General features: G+C 65.7%; 16 protein-coding genes. 5 read left to right on the top strand and 11 right to left on the bottom strand.

Annotated elements, in window-relative coordinates; all coding sequences use genetic code 11:
* Positions 1-324 precede the first annotated feature (324 nt).
* Positions 325-1,242 carry a LysR family transcriptional regulator gene (locus AC3A4T_RS21515; RefSeq protein WP_487677265.1) on the bottom strand — a complete coding sequence of 306 codons (918 nt, stop codon included), beginning with the start codon at positions 1,240-1,242 and terminating at the stop codon, positions 325-327.
* A 157-nt stretch (positions 1,243-1,399) separates the two neighbouring features.
* Between AC3A4T_RS21515 and AC3A4T_RS21510 the strand changes: the two genes are divergently transcribed.
* The 3 genes from AC3A4T_RS21510 (at position 1,400) to AC3A4T_RS21500 (ending at position 4,790) form a co-directional block, all read left to right on the top strand.
* Complete coding sequence (locus AC3A4T_RS21510) at positions 1,400-2,161, top strand: SDR family oxidoreductase (protein ID WP_487677264.1); 762 nt, start codon at positions 1,400-1,402, stop codon at positions 2,159-2,161.
* Between the two features lie 219 nt (positions 2,162-2,380).
* The gene (locus AC3A4T_RS21505; RefSeq protein WP_487677263.1) at positions 2,381-3,283 is read left to right on the top strand and encodes an SDR family NAD(P)-dependent oxidoreductase; all 903 of its coding nucleotides are present in this window, start codon (positions 2,381-2,383) and stop codon (positions 3,281-3,283) included.
* 343 nt (positions 3,284-3,626) lie between these two features.
* Positions 3,627-4,790, top strand: coding sequence for a hypothetical protein (locus AC3A4T_RS21500; RefSeq protein ID WP_487677262.1), 1,164 nt, complete (start codon positions 3,627-3,629; stop codon positions 4,788-4,790).
* A gap of 400 nt (positions 4,791-5,190) precedes the next feature.
* Here AC3A4T_RS21500 and AC3A4T_RS21495 read toward each other — a convergent pair whose 3' ends face one another.
* Positions 5,191-5,631, bottom strand: a complete 441-nt coding sequence (locus tag AC3A4T_RS21495) for a hypothetical protein (protein WP_487677261.1) — start codon at positions 5,629-5,631, stop codon at positions 5,191-5,193.
* Positions 5,628-6,278: a DUF5671 domain-containing protein gene (locus AC3A4T_RS21490; RefSeq protein WP_487677260.1), complete on the bottom strand. Its 651-nt coding sequence runs from the start codon at positions 6,276-6,278 to the stop codon at positions 5,628-5,630. Before AC3A4T_RS21490 ends, AC3A4T_RS21495 begins: the two co-directional genes overlap by 4 nt.
* 295 nt (positions 6,279-6,573) lie before the next feature.
* Here AC3A4T_RS21490 and AC3A4T_RS21485 point away from each other — a divergent pair, with 295 nt between their 5' ends.
* Both AC3A4T_RS21485 and AC3A4T_RS21480 read left to right on the top strand, forming a co-directional pair.
* Positions 6,574-7,368: a hypothetical protein gene (locus AC3A4T_RS21485; protein ID WP_487677259.1), complete on the top strand. Its 795-nt coding sequence runs from the start codon at positions 6,574-6,576 to the stop codon at positions 7,366-7,368.
* Positions 7,369-7,424: 56 nt separating this feature from the next.
* The gene (locus AC3A4T_RS21480; protein ID WP_487677258.1) at positions 7,425-8,537 is read left to right on the top strand and encodes a DUF6973 domain-containing protein; all 1,113 of its coding nucleotides are present in this window, start codon (positions 7,425-7,427) and stop codon (positions 8,535-8,537) included.
* A gap of 90 nt (positions 8,538-8,627) precedes the next feature.
* Here the strand turns inward: AC3A4T_RS21480 and AC3A4T_RS21475 are convergent, their stop codons facing one another.
* From AC3A4T_RS21475 to rpsO, 8 genes are all read right to left on the bottom strand, one after another.
* A complete protein-coding gene (locus AC3A4T_RS21475) occupies positions 8,628-8,792 on the bottom strand; it encodes a hypothetical protein (protein WP_487677257.1) in 165 nt (54 codons plus the stop codon).
* A gap of 134 nt (positions 8,793-8,926) precedes the next feature.
* Entirely contained in the window at positions 8,927-9,538 is a 612-nt protein-coding gene (locus AC3A4T_RS21470; RefSeq protein WP_487677256.1) for a hypothetical protein, read from the bottom strand.
* Between the two features lie 34 nt (positions 9,539-9,572).
* Positions 9,573-10,070, bottom strand: coding sequence for a hypothetical protein (locus tag AC3A4T_RS21465; protein ID WP_487677255.1), 498 nt, complete (start codon positions 10,068-10,070; stop codon positions 9,573-9,575).
* A 116-nt stretch (positions 10,071-10,186) separates the two neighbouring features.
* Positions 10,187-10,933 carry a CPBP family intramembrane glutamic endopeptidase gene (locus AC3A4T_RS21460; RefSeq protein ID WP_487677254.1) on the bottom strand — a complete coding sequence of 249 codons (747 nt, stop codon included), beginning with the start codon at positions 10,931-10,933 and terminating at the stop codon, positions 10,187-10,189.
* A gap of 161 nt (positions 10,934-11,094) precedes the next feature.
* Positions 11,095-11,283 (bottom strand): hypothetical protein, encoded by a 189-nt coding sequence (locus tag AC3A4T_RS21455; RefSeq protein ID WP_487677253.1) that lies wholly within the window; start codon positions 11,281-11,283, stop codon positions 11,095-11,097.
* A 29-nt stretch (positions 11,284-11,312) separates the two neighbouring features.
* Positions 11,313-13,673: a prealbumin-like fold domain-containing protein gene (locus tag AC3A4T_RS21450; RefSeq protein ID WP_487677252.1), complete on the bottom strand. Its 2,361-nt coding sequence runs from the start codon at positions 13,671-13,673 to the stop codon at positions 11,313-11,315.
* 280 nt (positions 13,674-13,953) lie between these two features.
* Positions 13,954-16,062 (bottom strand): polyribonucleotide nucleotidyltransferase, encoded by a 2,109-nt coding sequence (gene pnp, locus AC3A4T_RS21445; protein ID WP_487677251.1) that lies wholly within the window; start codon positions 16,060-16,062, stop codon positions 13,954-13,956.
* A gap of 260 nt (positions 16,063-16,322) precedes the next feature.
* The gene (gene rpsO / locus AC3A4T_RS21440) at positions 16,323-16,583 is read right to left on the bottom strand and encodes a 30S ribosomal protein S15 (protein ID WP_036108532.1); all 261 of its coding nucleotides are present in this window, start codon (positions 16,581-16,583) and stop codon (positions 16,323-16,325) included.
* Positions 16,584-16,837 lie beyond the last annotated feature (254 nt).

Genomic DNA, 16,837 nt, shown 5'->3' with positions numbered 1-16,837 from the left:
CGTCCGCAAGCGGCCGAGTTACTTTCTTTTGTCAAAAGCGACAAAAGAAAGGTAACCAAAGAAAAACGCTTTTTTTGAATCAAGGGCCCGCGCGTGCGGTGCATACGCGGGCATGCGCCACACGGGACATCCTGTCCCGGTGGCGCACGGCGCACATCCATGTGCGCCGCCCTTCGGGTGTCCTTTTGCTGACGCGAGTTGGTAGCTTCGCAGCGCTGGACATTAAGTAGGAAATCGGGGGCTTAAGGCAAGGGCGAAAGCGAAGCTATATCCAGTGAAAACGCGACAACTATCCTCCGCAACGCGATGCGACCACTCCAGCGACTACGCCACCGCCACGAAACTCCCAAACTTGTCCGCGAACACCCCCGACACCCAATCCACGAACACCCGCACCCGCGGCGACAACTGCCGATGCTGCGGATACAACACCGACACCGGCACCCCCGGGCTGGCGAATTCGCTCAACACCTCGACCAGGCGCCCATCGCGCAGATAGGTTTCCACACCGTGCCGCGGCAACTGGATCAACCCGCAACCGCGCAGCGCCGCGGCGGCGTAGCAGGCCGCGTCGTTGACGCTGATCCAGGAGCTAAGTTGATACTCGCGCAATTGCCCGTCGACGGTCAGTTCGAACGGATAGCGCAGGTCGCGGTTGCTCGCGAAAAAACCGACCGCCTGATGCGCCGACAAGTCGTCCGGATGCCGCGGCGTGCCGAAGGTCTGCAGGTAATCGGGGCTCGCGCACACCACTTCGGGCATCGTCGCCAGACGCTTGGCGATCAATGAAGAATCGCGCGGGTTGCCCGAGCGCACCACGCAGTCGATGCCCTCGCGGACCAGATCGACCAGACGATCGCCGCTGCTGATGACCAGGTCGATGTGCGGATAGCGAGCGCGGAATTCGTTGATGCGCGGCAGGATGATGCCGGTCGCATGGGTGCCGTGCAGGTCCAGGCGCAGGCTGCCGCGCGGGTTGCTCGCGAGCGAGCGCAGCGCCGACTCGGCGTCGTCGAGTTCGGCCAGCACGTGCATGCAACGTTCGTAATAGGCCTGCCCGTCCAGGGTCGGGCGCACCTGACGCGTGGTGCGTTCGAGCAGGCGCACGCCGAGGCGGGCCTCCAGTTCCTTGATCGCGTGAGTCGCGGTGGCGCGCGGCAAATCCAGCACCGCCGCGGCGCGGGTGAAGCTGCCCAGTTCGACGATGCGGGTGAACAGGCGCAAGGCTTCGAAACGGTCCATGACGGCTCCGGCGCCGCCATCGGGGCGGCTATTGTTTGCAATTATTGAATTGTATTGCCAATCCATCCTTATTTATCCAGAAATCCGCAACCAGCAGACTGTCTCCACCGCGGATTCCCTGGCATTCCGCCAGCGCCGCCCGACCTGGAGAGCCGTCATGAACAATCAGTCGTCCACTCGAACCGCGACCACCAAGGCTGCCGTGGTCACCGGCGCCTCGCGCGGCATCGGCCGAGCCATCGCCCTGCGCCTGGCCGCCGACGGCTATGCGGTGGTGGTCAACTACGCCGGCAACGCGGCCTCGGCCGACGCCGTGGTCGCGCAGATCCAGGCGGCCGGAGGCCAGGCCATCGCCGCCCAGGGCGACGTCGCCGATCCGGCCGACATGCAGCGCGTGTTCGAACTCGCGCTGCGGACCTACGGCCGTCTCGACGCGGTGGTCAACAGCGCCGGGGTGATGCCGTACGTGCCGATCGCCGGCGGCGACCTGGGCGAATTCGACCGCGTCATCCACACCAACCTGCGCGGCAGTTTCATCGTGCTCGGCTTGGCCGCGCAACACCTGAGCGACGGCGGCCGCATCGTCGCGGTGTCGACCAGCGTGATCGGCAAGGCGTTTCCGAACTACGGCCCGTACATCGCCTCCAAAGCCGGTGTCGAAGGCCTGGTGCACGTGCTCGCCAACGAACTGCGCGGACGCAATATCACCGTCAACGCAGTCGCGCCGGGTCCGGTCGGCACCGAGCTGTTCCTCAACGGCAAGACCGAGGAACAGATCGCCCATTTCGCCAGCCTGGCCCCGCTCGAACGCCTCGGCCAGCCCGAGGAAATCGCCTCGACGGTGGCGTTTTTGACCGGTCCCGACGGCAGTTGGGTCAACTCGCAGGTGCTGCGGGTCAACGGCGGCTATGTGTTCTGATCGATCTTGCGGTCCGGCGTTCGCACGCGCGTGGATGCGGGCGCACGTGTCTTCGCGCATCGCTTGTTGATCCATTGATGTAGCAAACCATCGACACCGCGCGCGGCCGCGATCCGAAAGCCGCCATCGCAGCATCCGGTGTCGCGGTCGCCACGCCGCCTTCTCCTTCCGATCCCTCATCCCGGACGTCCTCGCGACGTCCGTCAGCGGAGCATTGCCATGAACCAGCAGCAGATCGTCCTCATCACCGGCGCCTCCAGCGGTTTCGGCGCCCTCGCCGCGCGCGCCCTGGCCCACGCCGGCCATACCGTCTACGCCAGCATGCGCGAAACCCGCGGCCGCAACGCCGCCCAAGTCGAAGCGGCGCGCCGCTACGCCGACGATCATCGCGTTGACCTGCGCACGCTTGAACTCGACATCGCCTCGCAGACTTCGGCCGATGCCGCGATCGCGCAGTTGATCGCCGCGCACGGTCGCCTTGATGTGTTGATCCACAACGCCGGCCACATGGTGTTCGGCCCGGCCGAAGCGTTCACGCCCGAGCAGTTCGCCCAGCTCTACGACAGCAACGTGATCGGCGCGCAGCGGGTCAACCGCGCCGCGTTGCCGCAGTTGCGCGCGCAACGTCGCGGGCTATTGCTGTGGGTGTCGAGCAGCAGCAGCCGTGGCGGCACGCCGCCGTACCTCGCGCCGTACTTCGCCGCCAAGGCAGCGATGGATTCGCTCGCGGTCAGCTACGCCGGCGAGCTCGCGCGCTGGGGCATCGAAAGCTCGATCGTGGTTCCCGGTGCCTTCACCTCGGGCACCAACCATTTCGCTCACGCCGGCACGCCCGCCGACAGCGCGCGGCTGGCCGATTACGACACTGGCCCGACCGCCGGATTCGGCGATGAAATTCTGAGCAAGCTTGCCGGCACCGTGCCCGAGGACGCCGACGTTGCGAGCGTGGCCGACGCGATCGTCGCGATCGTTGATGCGCCTTACGGCCGTCGTCCGTTCCGTGTCCACATCGACCCGGCCAGCGATGGCGCCGAGGTGGTCAACGCGGTGGGCGATCGGGTTCGCGCGGAATTCCTGCGTCGGGTTGGTCTGGGTGACTTGCTTGCGCCGCGGATGGATTAAGCCGCGGTCGCGGATTTCGATGCAACGTGACGCACGCCGTTATCGGACTTTGTATTTTCCATCGCGATTGCGGCCACTCCAAAATCCAGGCTTTGCTCTGATCTGCCTTGGCTGAGCTTGAAGCCGTGCCTGCCTTCCAGACTAAAGCCAAAGCCAACGCCGACGCTGGAAGCGGCGCCGGCGTCACAGCCGTGTGGTCGACTATCGGACACCACAGCGGCATCCCGACCCGCGGTGTGGTCACCCTCGCCACATCCACTGCGACCGGCAATCGGCCGGCACACGCACTCAAACGCAATCGCTTCTATGATCCGCCGATCACCTCGACGGAACGATATCGACCATGAGCGACACCACCCGACACGGACGCATTGTGATCTGGCTGCTCGCCCTGGCCGCGACCGCGGCCGGCATGTACTACTGGGGACGCCACAGCGGCGAAGAACGACTCGACGTCCGCGGCCCGGCCGCCGAAGCCGTCGCTGAGGGCGGCAGCCGCACCGCGCCAACGAGCGCCGCCGGATCGGCGCCGGCGACGATCCCCCGCTACACCGGCACCGCCGCGCGGCCGCTGCCCTCGCTCGACACGCCGCTGCGGCTGGTGCTGCCGGAACTGCAGCGCCGCGCCGCCGACGAACCGGCCGCAGCCTGTCGTCTGGCCGCGGAAATGGAGTATTGCGACGGACTGCGCCAGCGCCTGTCGGGCGCCGAGAACAATCTCGACAATCTCGAACGCCAACTCGAACGCATGCCCAACGACACCGCGCAGCAACGCGAGCAACGTCAGCGCATGGCCGACGGTTATCAGTCGATGACCGAGAAGCTGTTGACCCAGTCCGAACACTGCGCGCAGGTGCCGCCGATCTCGCCCGAACAGCGCACCGCTTATTGGCGCCGCGCCGCGCTCGCCGGTCATCCGGCGGCGATGCGCCACTACGCCAGCGGCAACGCGTTCCGCTTCGCGCAGTTGCTCGACAATCTGCCGGCGCTCGCGGTGTACCGCAACGAGGCCGAATCGGTCGCGCGCACCGCCGCGCAGCGCGGCGATTCGCGCATGCTCGCGTCGTTGGCGTATGCCTATTCGCCGGGGCGCGACGGGGGACGGCGCAGTTTCCTGAGCCAGGTGGTGCAGCCGAATGCGGTCGAATCGCTGAGCCTGTTCCTGCAATTGCGCGATTCCCTGCCGGCGCCGCAACCCGGCGCGACGCCCGAGCCGGTCTCGCCGAGCAGCGGTTGGCGCGGCGGTGGCGGGCGGCGCGGGTTCGGCCCGGGCAGCGGCGGGTTGCCGCCGCGCGAGGCGATCGATGCGCAGATCAATGCGCTCAGCCGCGATTTGCCGCCGGAGCAGGCCAGTCAGGCGCGCGAGCGCGCGGCTGAACGCGCTCAGAGTTGGACTGCGCCGGCTGCGGGCGGTACGTCGGCGGGGGTTGGTGGGGCGCCTTCGCCGGTGTTTTTGTTTCAGGGGGCTGTGCCGGATGTGCAGCGGCAGGAATGTGGGCCTACCTGAGACGCGATGCCTAATATCGCTACTCGCGCTGGAGCTTTAAAGCTTCAAGCAGGATTAAAGGCTTCCCCCGCTGAAGCGGCGGGTTACTTTCTTTTGTCTAAAGCAACAAAAGTCCGTCTGGATTCCCTTCGGTCAAAAGGCAACCAAAGAAAAATGCTTTTTTGTGAATCAAGTGCCCGCAAGTGCGGTGCTCACGCGGGCACGCGCCACACGGGACATCCTTGTCCCGGTGGCGCGCGACGCGCATCCCTGCGCGTCGCCCTTCGGGTGTGCTTTTGCTAATGCGAGTTACAAGCTTCGCAGCGCTGGACGGTAGGCGCGGCTTCGGACTCAGGCCAAGCAAAAGCTTCGCTGATCGGCTTGACTGTGCGATCGCCTCGGTGACGGTAACGACCGTGACTCAAGACTTGTCCGCGGACGCATCGCGTTCGTAGCAATGATCGCCGGCCGGATGCCGCCACTGCTTGTCACCCAATTGCATCGGATCGCGCATCTGGGTCGGTTCTTGCGCGGTGTCGGTGGCGAATCGGGCGCACAGGCGGAAACGGCCGTTCTGGCCCGGTTGGTAGGCATACGGCGCGGTCGTGTCCGGGTCGTTGATGGTCAGCGCCAGACCTGGCTGCGCGGCCAGTTTGGCCAGGTCCGGCGGCAAGGCCTTGTGTGCGTCGAAATAGCCGCGCAGTTCCTGATCGATGCGGCTCAGATCCTGCACGCGTCGTTCGTCCAGGCGCATCTGCCGCTGCGCGCCCGGTCCGCCCATCTTCACCACCGCCATCGCGCTCGCCGCGACGATCACCACTGCGGCCGCGATCAGCAGCCCACGTCCGACCGATGCGCTCATGCCTGACTCTCCTCGCGACGCAGATCCCACAGGTAGTAGCCGAACACGGTGCCGGCGATCACCGCCACCACCAGCACCTTCAGCACGAAGCGCTCGCTCAATTCGCCGCCGAGCAGGTTGTAGACCAGTGAAGTCATATCGCCGATCAACACCGTCGCGGCGATGAACAAGGTCAGGTAGGTCAGCCATCGCCGCACCGGCGACAGGCGCTTGATCGGGTATCGGGCGACATCGCGCGCGACCCGGTGCGAGACGAACGCGAACACCGGGAACGAAATCACCAGCGCCGAGACCGACCAGCGCAGCGAATCGGCGACATTGCGATACCACAAGCCGTAACTGTGGTCGGCCGGGTCCGGCCAACTCAGGTTGATCAGGTCGAACAGCAGGCTGCCCAGGTGATAGGCGACGAAGTACAGGGTCGAGAACATCACCAGATAAGCGAAGGCCTCGCGCGCCGACAACGAAGCGCGCGGCTTCGGCACCGGCACCGCGAAATCGACATCGGCGTAGGCGTCGAGCGCGCCGCGGGTTTGTTCGGGACTCCAGCCCGCCGCAGCCAGCGCCTGCGCGGTCGCCTGTTTCGATTGCCCACGTAACAAGGCTTCGCGTACGAAGCCGTCCAGTTCCAGACTTGCCGAGGCCATGCGAGCGACTCCATTGAGTGACGCCCGGAATCTAACAGCAAGCCGCCGCGGTTCGCAGCGCGTCGTCGAGGTAGCGCGGAACGCTACCCGGTGGATACGCGGGGCACTACGTCGCGCAAGCGGCCACTGCGTCGCGCGCCTCGCGCCAGCAAGCTCTTCGCACAGTCCGCCATGGTGATCGCCGCTGGCCGCGGTGTTAAACCGAGCAGGTCGCTCGCTTTCTGCGAGGCCACCGCGTTCTTGCGCCCCAGCAAAGGCGTCATCGACTTCAAGTGCGGCAGGAACCACCGCCGGCATGCGGACCAGCGCATCGGGAAGCGCGCGCGTCGGAACCCGGCGGGCCCGCGCGCCCAAACTCGCACAAGGCCGCGGCGGCCTCTTTCATCCAAAGGAACTCGCCGGTCGCCGCGATCCGCACCGGATCGGCGGCCCAACTGCGCAGGAACGGACGGTCGGACGCTACGCACACGGCGTTGAATCGGAGACCTTCAAAAACGCGGTTCCCGCCCCACTCCGGCCAGCCGGATCGACAGCCCGTTCGCCACGTTCGATGGTAAAAATGAATACGGACGGGCTGTGCTATGTTCGCGCCCAGCCGCACTTAACCCGGATCGAGGCGGCCGCGAATGTGACAAGGACCCCGTTGACTACTCGCCAGTTCAACCGCGCCGACACGACCGTGCCGGGCGCGACGCCTAATGCGCGATCGCGACAAGCGACGTCTTTCCTGCAACTCCACCCGGTGCGCGCAAGCGCGCTGCGCTGCGCCGTACTCCTCACTCTTTTCCTATCGGCCTGCACCATGCAAACGACTAGCTCATTCGATTCCGCCAGTTGGAAATCCCAACGCGGCGCCGACGCCCAGCAGAACCGGCGCGGGACCATGGTCGCCGCGCTGGAAAAATCGATCGATGTCGGCATGCCGCGCGAGCAGGTCATCGCCCTGCTCGGCGAACCCGATTCCACCGACGCCGCCACCTCGACCGACATGTACGAACTCGGCGTGGCCCAGTACGGCGTCGACGAAGAGTTCTACCAAATCCAGTACCAGGACGGGAAAGTCGCCGCCCATCGCTGGGGCCGTCGCTGAGCCGCGCCGCCCCTCACACGACCGACGCATACGACTGAAGAATCAGGGAGCCTGCCATGCCGACCCGGCCCGATCTGGCGAACGTGCGCACCACTTACCAAGTCGCCGACGATCAGATGATCGATTACCGGCCGCGCGTGTACGGCGCGGTCGATATTCCGTTCACCGATTCGGTCAAGGTCACCAAGACCGAGGGCGCCCTGCTCGACAAGCTCACCCAGGATCACGGCCTGATGGGGCTCAGGGATTTCGACGGCATCCGCAAGCTCGCTTTCAGCGAAGGCGTCGCGCGTTTTCCCGACAATCCGCTGCCGGCCAACATCCCGCCGGACCGCGCGCGCGAATGGCAAGGCAACGACGGTCATCGCGATGCCTTCCGTCACGCCTACTGGAATGCGCAGATGGCGCAGAAGTACGGCTCGCAATGGTCCGAGGCCTTCGCTACCGCGCACGAAGGCGTGCCGGGCAACACCGCCAATCGCGAGGCGATGGATCTGTACAACAACCAGATCGGGCGCTCGATCGGCGCGAGCCATCCCAATGCCACGCCGAAGCAACTCGCCGATCTGGTCGAGCAATCCTTGAATCAGGGCAAGCTGGTGGTGATCGATCGCAACGGTCAGCTCGAATGGAGCGACCGGGTCGCCAAGGGCCAGCACGGACTCGCGCCGGACGAAGTGATCGGGCCGCATCTGCGCACGCCCGGGGTCGTGTCCACCGATACCTCGATCAGCGCCAACACCGCGCCGGCCGCGCCCGGTCAGCCCGAAGCGCGTCTGGCCGCGGCCGACCCGTCGGGCAGCGTCGAGCGGATGCGTCAGGACCCGCTGTACGCGCAAGTGGTCGCGGCGATGGAGGCCAAGGGCCTGCGCGACGAAGGCCTGGCCGCGAACTTTTATGCCGGCGCGAGCCGCGAAGGCCTGTCCGGCGTGGCCAGCATCGAGATCGGCAAGCCGGTCAGCGACGCCAATGGCCAGCCCGACCGCAACTACTTCGTGATGGAAGGCGGCACCGGCCCGCTCGGCCCGGCGCACGCCCGCGTCAGCGAGAACGAAGCGCGCGGCACCTCGGTGCAGGTGGCGGCGAACAACGCCGAGCAGGCGCGTACCCAGCAGGTCGCGGTCACCGATCAACAGCAAGAGCGCAAGCCGGTTTCGATCAACGTCTGAGGGCGCTGGAGCCGATCGGCCACGTGTTACCGCGTGGTCGGTCCGACTTCTCAAGCCGCGCCGCGGCGGCAGCATGGTCGCCGCGAAGTCCTAGTTGAATACGCTGCCCGACTGCGCATTCAACTGGCTGTCCGCATAACCCGACCCGCGCAATTGCGCATACGAGGCCGGCGCCATGTCGGCGAAGGTCGCTATCGGCTGGGCGCAGCCGGGACAGGCGAATGCGATGACCTCGGGCCGTCGTAGATCGACCATCTCACCGCTTTCATCGCACACAGCGAACAGCGCGCGACACCGCGGACAGCACGCGAGGATCAACGCGCCTTCGCCGCGGCAGCATGGGCAGCGCGGTCGTTTCAGAGTGTAGTGGGTGATTTCAGACATGAGGCTCAAGTGGATTTGCGGAACGCGGTCGATACCAGTTCGGTCGCGCGCGACCGCTTGCGTCGGCGGCGAAAGGCCATACGAGCTTGCTTACGCAGCGATTCATCGCTTGCGCGGTGGCGTGATCCACTGCATCGGAATGCTGGCGCGGATGGCGGTGAAACAATCCGAACCTTCTCGCCCGGAAACAAACGTATCCAGACATGAGGCCGATCGCTGTAGCGCACCGCCGATGGATCGATGGGCTGCAGATCCTCGGAGAAACGATTGTTCAGCAGAACCAGCGCCGCACCGACCAGGGCGACGCACTCGGGCATGATCGTCGCCGCTGGCGGTCTGTCGAAATGCATCGGACAGTCGACGGCGATCGCGGCGTCGTTGGATCGCAAGTCCCGTTCGGACGCGGCGGCAATGTCGTAGACGTCGCAGAACTCGCTGTTTTCTTTGCTGCATGCCCCGCTGGAATCGAGGTCCTGCGTGGTGGCGCAACCTGAAACCAAGAGCATCGCAGGCAGCGCCCAGGGCCTGCTAGCGCGCATCGTGGCAACCCCGGTCCGGCCGACGCGCAAGCGAGCGATCAGTCGATTCCATCGTGCCGGACCAAGTGTAGATTTCATGGATGCATTCCGATTGCATGAACCGCGATCAATATCAGTCCCACCAGGTTATGACAACCTGATCGCCCTCACTCGCCGCCGCATAGAATTTTACGAGTGCGGACGCATACTGCTGGATATACGCGGGAAAATCGTTGGGCAGCTCACGACCAGGGTGAGCGGCACGCACTGAAGCGCAGGTTTTCGTCATCGGCGCGATGGGCAGACGCGACAGTTCGGTCGCGATCTTCTTAACCGTGCCGTGCTGATGCATTGTGATTTCACTGTAAACCTCATGGGGCGGCGTTCCGTCCGGGTAATCGGCATTGAGCAGTTCCGCACCGTCGAACGCCTGTTCCACTACCGCGGCCAAATCCGCTTCGTTTATGGCAAGCAGCGACCAATACAGAACCTGCGGCGACCAGTCGAAGTCGGCGAATGCGTCGTTCTCGCTTATGTCCAAGGACACGATGGACTCCAAAGCGACCGCGCTACCGCGTGCGCAAGACGCTCTGCGGGCACTGATTCGAGCCAACTGCTGGGTAACGGCCATTGCCGATGATCCTTGAATCGGTTTCGCGGGCAAGTCGAACCTGCGTGCTGCAAACCCTGGTCGATTTAGACTGCCGTCGATTGCCGCGGTCGCTCAATACGACGAAGCCGGAAAGATCAGACCGCTCCGACACTCACCGCGACCCCGTGCGCGAGCGCATGCGCCAGGAACGCCGACTCCAATCCCCAGCGCGCATAGAGCATTCCGAACACAAACCCGGGCACGGCGTTGCCGACGATCGCGTAAGTCACCACCTCAGGATCGAGCCGTATGCCCATCGCCGAGATCGCCGGAAGGTGACCGATCCCGAACAGCAACGCGGCCACCAACGCGGCGCTCCACAGATGGACCGGCCGCGGCATACCCGCGCCGCGGGTAACGATTCGCCAGCCCAGCCAAGCCAGTAGCGTCATCAATCCCCAACGCATCAGGATCTCTTCGGTGATGCCTCCGTAGAGCAGCCGAGCGGCAAGCGGGATCTTCAACATGGCGCCCGCATCGCGCAGCGCCGCGGGCGCCAGGTTCACCGCCGCCACCAGCATCGCGCCAGCGACGAGGCCGCCTATCAGGCCCGGAACGATTTGCGGCTTTGCCGCGCTCCACCAACCCGACCGATCGGCGATCGCTTGCAAGACAGGCGCCCTGAGCCCCAACGGGCGCGACAGTGCGACCCCGGCCCAAACCGCCAGTGCCAGCAGCACGCCGCTTTGAATCAGGCTCGCGGTGAGGATCAACCATACCGGCACCGGAACCGGCGTCTTGAGCAAAAGCTGCGGAACGACGGTGAGCGTCAGCACGATCACCCCGACCATGCCGACCAGCCAGATCACGCCACCCAACCGCATCCCGGGGCGAATACCCATCCTGCGCATCTCAAAAATCCGCGATGTCGCCAGTCTAACTCAGGGTATTTCGCGGCGACCCCGGTTCCGTCGCGCTCAACGCCGGCTTCATCGGAATGTCTTCGAGACGCCAATCGCGCGACAGCCGCGGCGCTCGTGCCGCTGCGGCGACGCTCATGGGCTCAGACCCGCGAAAGCTCGACCGACGCGCAGATGATCGCGTCGCCGTACCGATCGCTTCGCGGCTTACGGATATTCACCACCGGCAGACGCTCGATACCGTTCGTATTCATCGGCGCGAGTCTGGGCGAACGCATGGACTTCATGCCTCCATCGCATGCGCGGTTGGACGTGGCGACGATCGCCGCCACGTCCCTTCCGCCCTGCTCGCCTCACCCGATCAGTTCACCTGGCAATCGAAGCTCAAGGTCGCGCTCTGCCCCGCCGCCAGCGTCGCCAGCACGATGCCGGTGGCGCCGGTCAGATCGGCGACGGTGAACGCGCCGGGCGGAACGCCGTTGCCGGTGATGGTCACCGGGTTGCCGGGCGCGCAGGTGATGCCCGCGGTCGGCGCGTCGCGTACCACCGCGCCGGTGATCGGGGTTGCATCGTTGTTGGTCGCGACCAGGGTGTAGGTCGTCGTCTGCGCGGCGTTGACCGTGTCGCCGGCCTGATCCAGCGGACCCGCCGCCGGGGTATTGGTCTTGGTGATCGACAGGTCGGTGCTGCGGTGGGTATTGGTGTAGGTGCACACGATCGCCGTATCGGCCACGTCGACGCTCAGGCCGTCGGCCGGATTGGTATCGGCGGCGCCGGTACAGGCCAGGGTGGTGTCGTACAAGCCGCCGTTCGCGGCCGCCAGGGTCTCGGCCAGGGTCAGGCTGTCGCCGACGAAGCTCACGGTCGGCGTGGCGTCGGTGTCGAGTTCGTCGGCGACGCCGGCATCCGAATCGAAGGTGTCGATGACCGCTGCGCCGCGCGAGGCGGTGATCGTCGCGTCGTCGCCGACCACCGCGGCGACCCATTGCTTGCGCAAGGTCAGGTTCACCGCGCGCGGCGCGTTGGTGAAGGTGCACTGGATCTGACGTCCGCCCGTGGTCACCGACAGGCCGGCGAACGGCAAGGTCAAGGTGCGCGTGGCGGCCGTGTACGTCGCGCTCTGCCCGGCCGCCAGGCCGGTGCAGTCCGGCGTGCCGCTGACGTCCCAACCGGCCGGCAGCGTGGTCTCGGTAACCGTGGTGTTCGCGGTCAGGCTCGCGATCGTCAAGGTCTGCGCCGCGCCCGCCGTGCCCGGCGCGCCGGCCGCGGTGGTGACGATGGTGTGGTTGGCGATGCCGTTGTTGCCGCTGAAGCTGAAGCTGCCGGTGGTGTCCTGCGAGATCTTGGTGACGGTCAGGCGGTTGACCACCCATTCCATCGGCACGGTCTGCAGGGCCAGGTTGAGGCCGGTCGAGGTAGTGATGTTGTCCACCGCGCCGTCGCCGTTGTTGACCACGTTGTTGAACACGCCGGCGGTGTTGCTGACCACGTCCACGGCGATCGTGCAGGCGGTGGCGGTGCCGCCGGCCGTGCCGGCGGGCAGGTTGCCGGCGGTGACGGTCAGGGTGCTGCCGCCGGCGGTGGCGTTGGTGGTGGCGGCGCAGCCCGCCGTACCACCCACCACGATGTTCGGCGTGGCGGCGATCGTCACCCCGGCCGGCAAGGTCTCGGTGAAGGCCCAGCCATTCTTGAGCAGGTTGTCGGCCGGGGTATTTGTGATGGTGAAGGTGATGCGCTTGGTCTGGGTGACGTAGTCGATCCCGTCCACCGCCTTGGACAGCGTGGGCGAGACGTCCACCGCGGTGAAGTTGTCCCAGGCCCAGTCGTTGCCGGCGCCGGCGGCCTGCCGGTTGACGACGCTGAAGGTCATGGGGCCGGTAACCAGTCTGGCTCCGCCAGTGGCGCCGCCCGGAAAGAACGTCGCGACTCGAACACTGGTCGTCGTGTTGACCGCCCCGTGGGGGGGAATGTTGTAGTTTCTGACATCCGAGCCCATGGTGCACAAATTGCTATTGCCGACGCCGAGCAGGGTGCCGTTGAGCGAGAAGGTGACCAGAGGTGGGTTTACTTGGCAGTTCATTGCGGACGCAATGAAGCTGAAGGTCACGAAGCGGCTGGTGCCGCCAGGCGGAAGCGCTGGCAGTGCGATCGTCTGCGCGTTCTGAATAATGGTATTCGGTTGCCCCGGATCGCCGCCGGTAAAAGCGGTCAAGGCCAGGTTCTGGGTCGCCGCGGGGCCTGCGTTGGTGGCGTCCTGGTTGGCTGGAAGATTGGCCCCGTAAGCACCCAAGGCAAGCGCAAGGCCCTGCACCTGATTCCAGATCACTTGGTTGCCGCAGGCAGTAACGCCCGTGGCATTGTTGCTGGTCATCGCCCAGGACGATACCCGGCCGTTGCAATTATTGGCCGTCCCTGACCAGGCCGGGTTGTTGGCCGTGTAGGTCATGTTAGTGGGCGGGGTGCCGGTGAAGTTGCTGATCGACGCCGGATTGCCGGTCGGCGTGACCGCGGCGCCGGTCGAGGTGACGGTGCCGCCGGTAAACGTCTCCTGGAAGATGATCGCCTGCGCATAGACCGGAGAGGCCATGCCCAGGCCGCAGGCCAGCAGCACCGCGAGCGTTGCCCGCCGCGGGCCCGCCGGCACCGGCGCCCGCCGCGCGGAAATCGCCGCGCCGCGGTCCACGCCCGCCATCGAGGCCGCGACACCCGCGCGCAGCCTCACCTTCCCCGATCGCTTACCCATTGCATCCCCTGAGCATTGCCGAGGCGAAATCCGCCTTATTGCTTGCTATCGCCGAAAGCCCGGCGACCCGGACATGGCGTGGCCGATCGCATCGCTCGCCGCCGATCGCAGACGACGGCGAGTTGGCCTGGTGGACGCGGACAGCGCCCGATGAGCGCAGGCAATGCGGAACGCCCGCCGCCCGTTCCGGCATCGACGGCCGCAAACGAAAAAACGGGCCGAAGCCCGTTTTTTCGAATCCGACGATGACGCGCGGCGATTACTCGGCCGCGACGCCCTCGCCTTCTTCCACGGCCTTGATCGACAGGCGGATGCGGCCCTGCTTGTCGACTTCCAGCACCTTGACCTTGACGATGTCGCCTTCCTTGAGCTTGTCGCTGACCTTCTCGACGCGCTCGCTGGAGATCTGCGACACGTGGACCAGACCGTCCTTGCCCGGCAGGATCGTCACGAACGCGCCGAAGTCCATGATCTTGGCGACCTTGCCCTCGTAGATGCGGCCCGGCTCAACGTCGGACACGATCTGGTCGATGCGCGCCTTCGCGGCCTGCGCGGCGGCGGCGTTGACCGAGGCGATGACGATGGTGCCGTCGTCCTGGATGTCGATCTGGGTGCCGGTTTCCTTGGTGATCGCCTGGATGGTCGAGCCGCCCTTGCCGATCACTTCGCGGATCTTGTCCGGATGGATCTTCATGGTCAGCAGACGCGGCGCGTACTCGGACAGCTCGGTGCGCGACTCGGTGAGGGCATGCGCCATCTCGCCGAGGATGTGCAGACGGCCGGCCTTCGCCTGGTCCAGCGCGACCTTCATGATCTCTTCGGTGATGCCCTGGATCTTGATGTCCATCTGCAGCGCCGAGATGCCCGTGGCGGTGCCGGCGACCTTGAAGTCCATGTCGCCGAGGTGATCTTCGTCGCCCAGGATGTCGGACAGGACGACGAAGTTATCGTCTTCCTTGACCAGGCCCATCGCGATGCCCGCGACCGGGGCCTTGATCGGCACGCCGGCATCCATCAGCGCCAGCGAGCTGCCGCAGACCGAGGCCATCGAGGACGAGCCGTTGGACTCGGTGATTTCCGAGACGATGCGGATGGTGTACGGGAATTCTTCCATCGTCGGCATCACCGCGAGCACGCCGCGCTTGGCGAGGCGGCCGTGGCCGATTTCGCGACGCTTCGGGCCCATCATGCGGCCGCACTCACCGACCGAGTAGGGCGGGAAGTTGTAATGGAACAGGAAGTGTTCCTTGTACTCGCCCGAGACCGCGTCGATGATCTGACCGTCGCGCGCGGTGCCCAGGGTGGCGACCACGATCGCCTGGGTCTCGCCGCGGGTGAACAGCGAGGAGCCGTGGGTGCGCGGCAGCACGCCGACGCGCGAGGCGATCGGACGCACGGTGTCGAGGGCGCGGCCGTCGATGCGGACCTTGGTGCTGAGCACCGAGTTGCGCATGGTCTGGTACTCGAGCTCGCCGAATTCCTTCGACAGCTCGGCGCTGTTCCAGCCGTCGGCTTCGGCGCGGCCGGCGAGGCTCTGCAGCACGTCCTTCTTGATCGCGCTGATGGCGTCGCGGCGCTGCAGCTTGTCGCGGACCTGAAAGGCCTGGTCGAGCTGGCTGCCGACGGCTTCCTTCAACGCGCCGATCAGCGCGTCGTTCTTGGCCGGAGCTTCCCACGACGACGGCTTGGTGCCGGCTTCGACGACCAGCTCGTTGATGATGTTGATGACCTTCTGCATTTCGCGATGGCCGAACATCACCGCGCCGAGCATGACCTCTTCGGACAGCATCTTGGCTTCGGATTCGACCATCAGCACCGCGTTGGAGGTACCGGCGACGACGAGCTCGAGCTCGGAGTCGGCCAGTTCGGTCGCGGTCGGGTTGAGCAGGTACTGGCCGTTCTTGTAACCGACCTTGGCCGCGCCGATCGGGCCCTGGAACGGGGTGCCGGCGAGCGCCAGCGCGGCGGACGCGCCGATCAACGCCGGGATGTCGCCGTCGACTTCCGGATTCATCGACATGACGGTCGCGATGATCTGGACTTCGTTCTTGTAGTCTTCCGGGAACAGCGGACGGATCGGACGGTCGATCAGACGCGAGATCAGGGTTTCCTTCTCGGTCGCGCGGCCTTCACGCTTGAAGAAGCCGCCCGGGATGCGACCGCCGGCGTAGAACTTCTCCTGGTAATCCACGGTCAGCGGGAAGAAGTCCTGGCCCTCGCGCGCGCTCTTGGCGGCGACGGCGGCCACCAGCAATACGGTGTCGTCCATCTTGACGATCACGGAACCGCCGGCCTGACGGGCGATTTCGCCGGTCTCCAGGGTTACCTGATGGTTGCCGTACTGGAAGGTCTTGGTAATTTTTGCCACGTTGGGTTCCTTCGGTATCTATGCGTTCCGGTCGGGGCCCTTGCCCCGCTCCGGTCGGCCGCCGGCGCAGCGACCTAGGGTTGGTGTGTCTCGCGCGCGTCCCGGTGCGCAGCGTCGCACGTGGCCTCGTGGGGCCGGTCCAGTTCGACGGTCGCGCTTGCGTACCGGCGCTGGCGGCGCTGCATCCTGCAGAGCCTGCGGACTTTCATGCCCGCCAAAACAAACCGCGGCGCATCGCTGCGCCGCGGTTGGGTGTCCGATTAACGGCGCAGACCGAGCTTCTCGATCAGGGCCTTGTAACGCTCGGCATCTTTGCGCTTGAGGTAATCGAGCAGGCTGCGACGGCGGTTGACCATCATCAGCAGGCCACGACGGCTGTGGTGATCCTGCTTGTGCTGCTTGAAGTGACCGGTGAGCTGCTCGATGCGAGCGGTGAGCAGAGCGACCTGGACTTCCGGCGAACCGGTGTCGTTGGCGCCGCGCTTGTTGTCTTCAATAACCTTGCTGGTGTCGATCGACATGACGTATGTTCTCTGTAGATGCGGGGCCCGCAGAAGCGAATCGGTCGCGGAGTTACCGCCCCGATGCACCGCCTGGCCCGCCGCTTGCTTTAAGTGAGGATTGCCGTCCAAGCGGCCTTCGAACCAAGGGCCGGTGCGAAGTGCTTGAAAAGCGGCGGAATTGTAACAGCCCGCGGCTACGATTGCGACCGTGGTTTGGTGCGGATCGGCTATCGCGGACGTGTATCGCCACGACTCGCGTCACGCCGACCGCC

Source organism: Lysobacter sp. Soil_N_51 (assembly GCF_057655755.1).
Note: the sequence above shows the minus strand (reverse complement) of the source record. Positions and strands in the feature narration are given on the sequence as shown.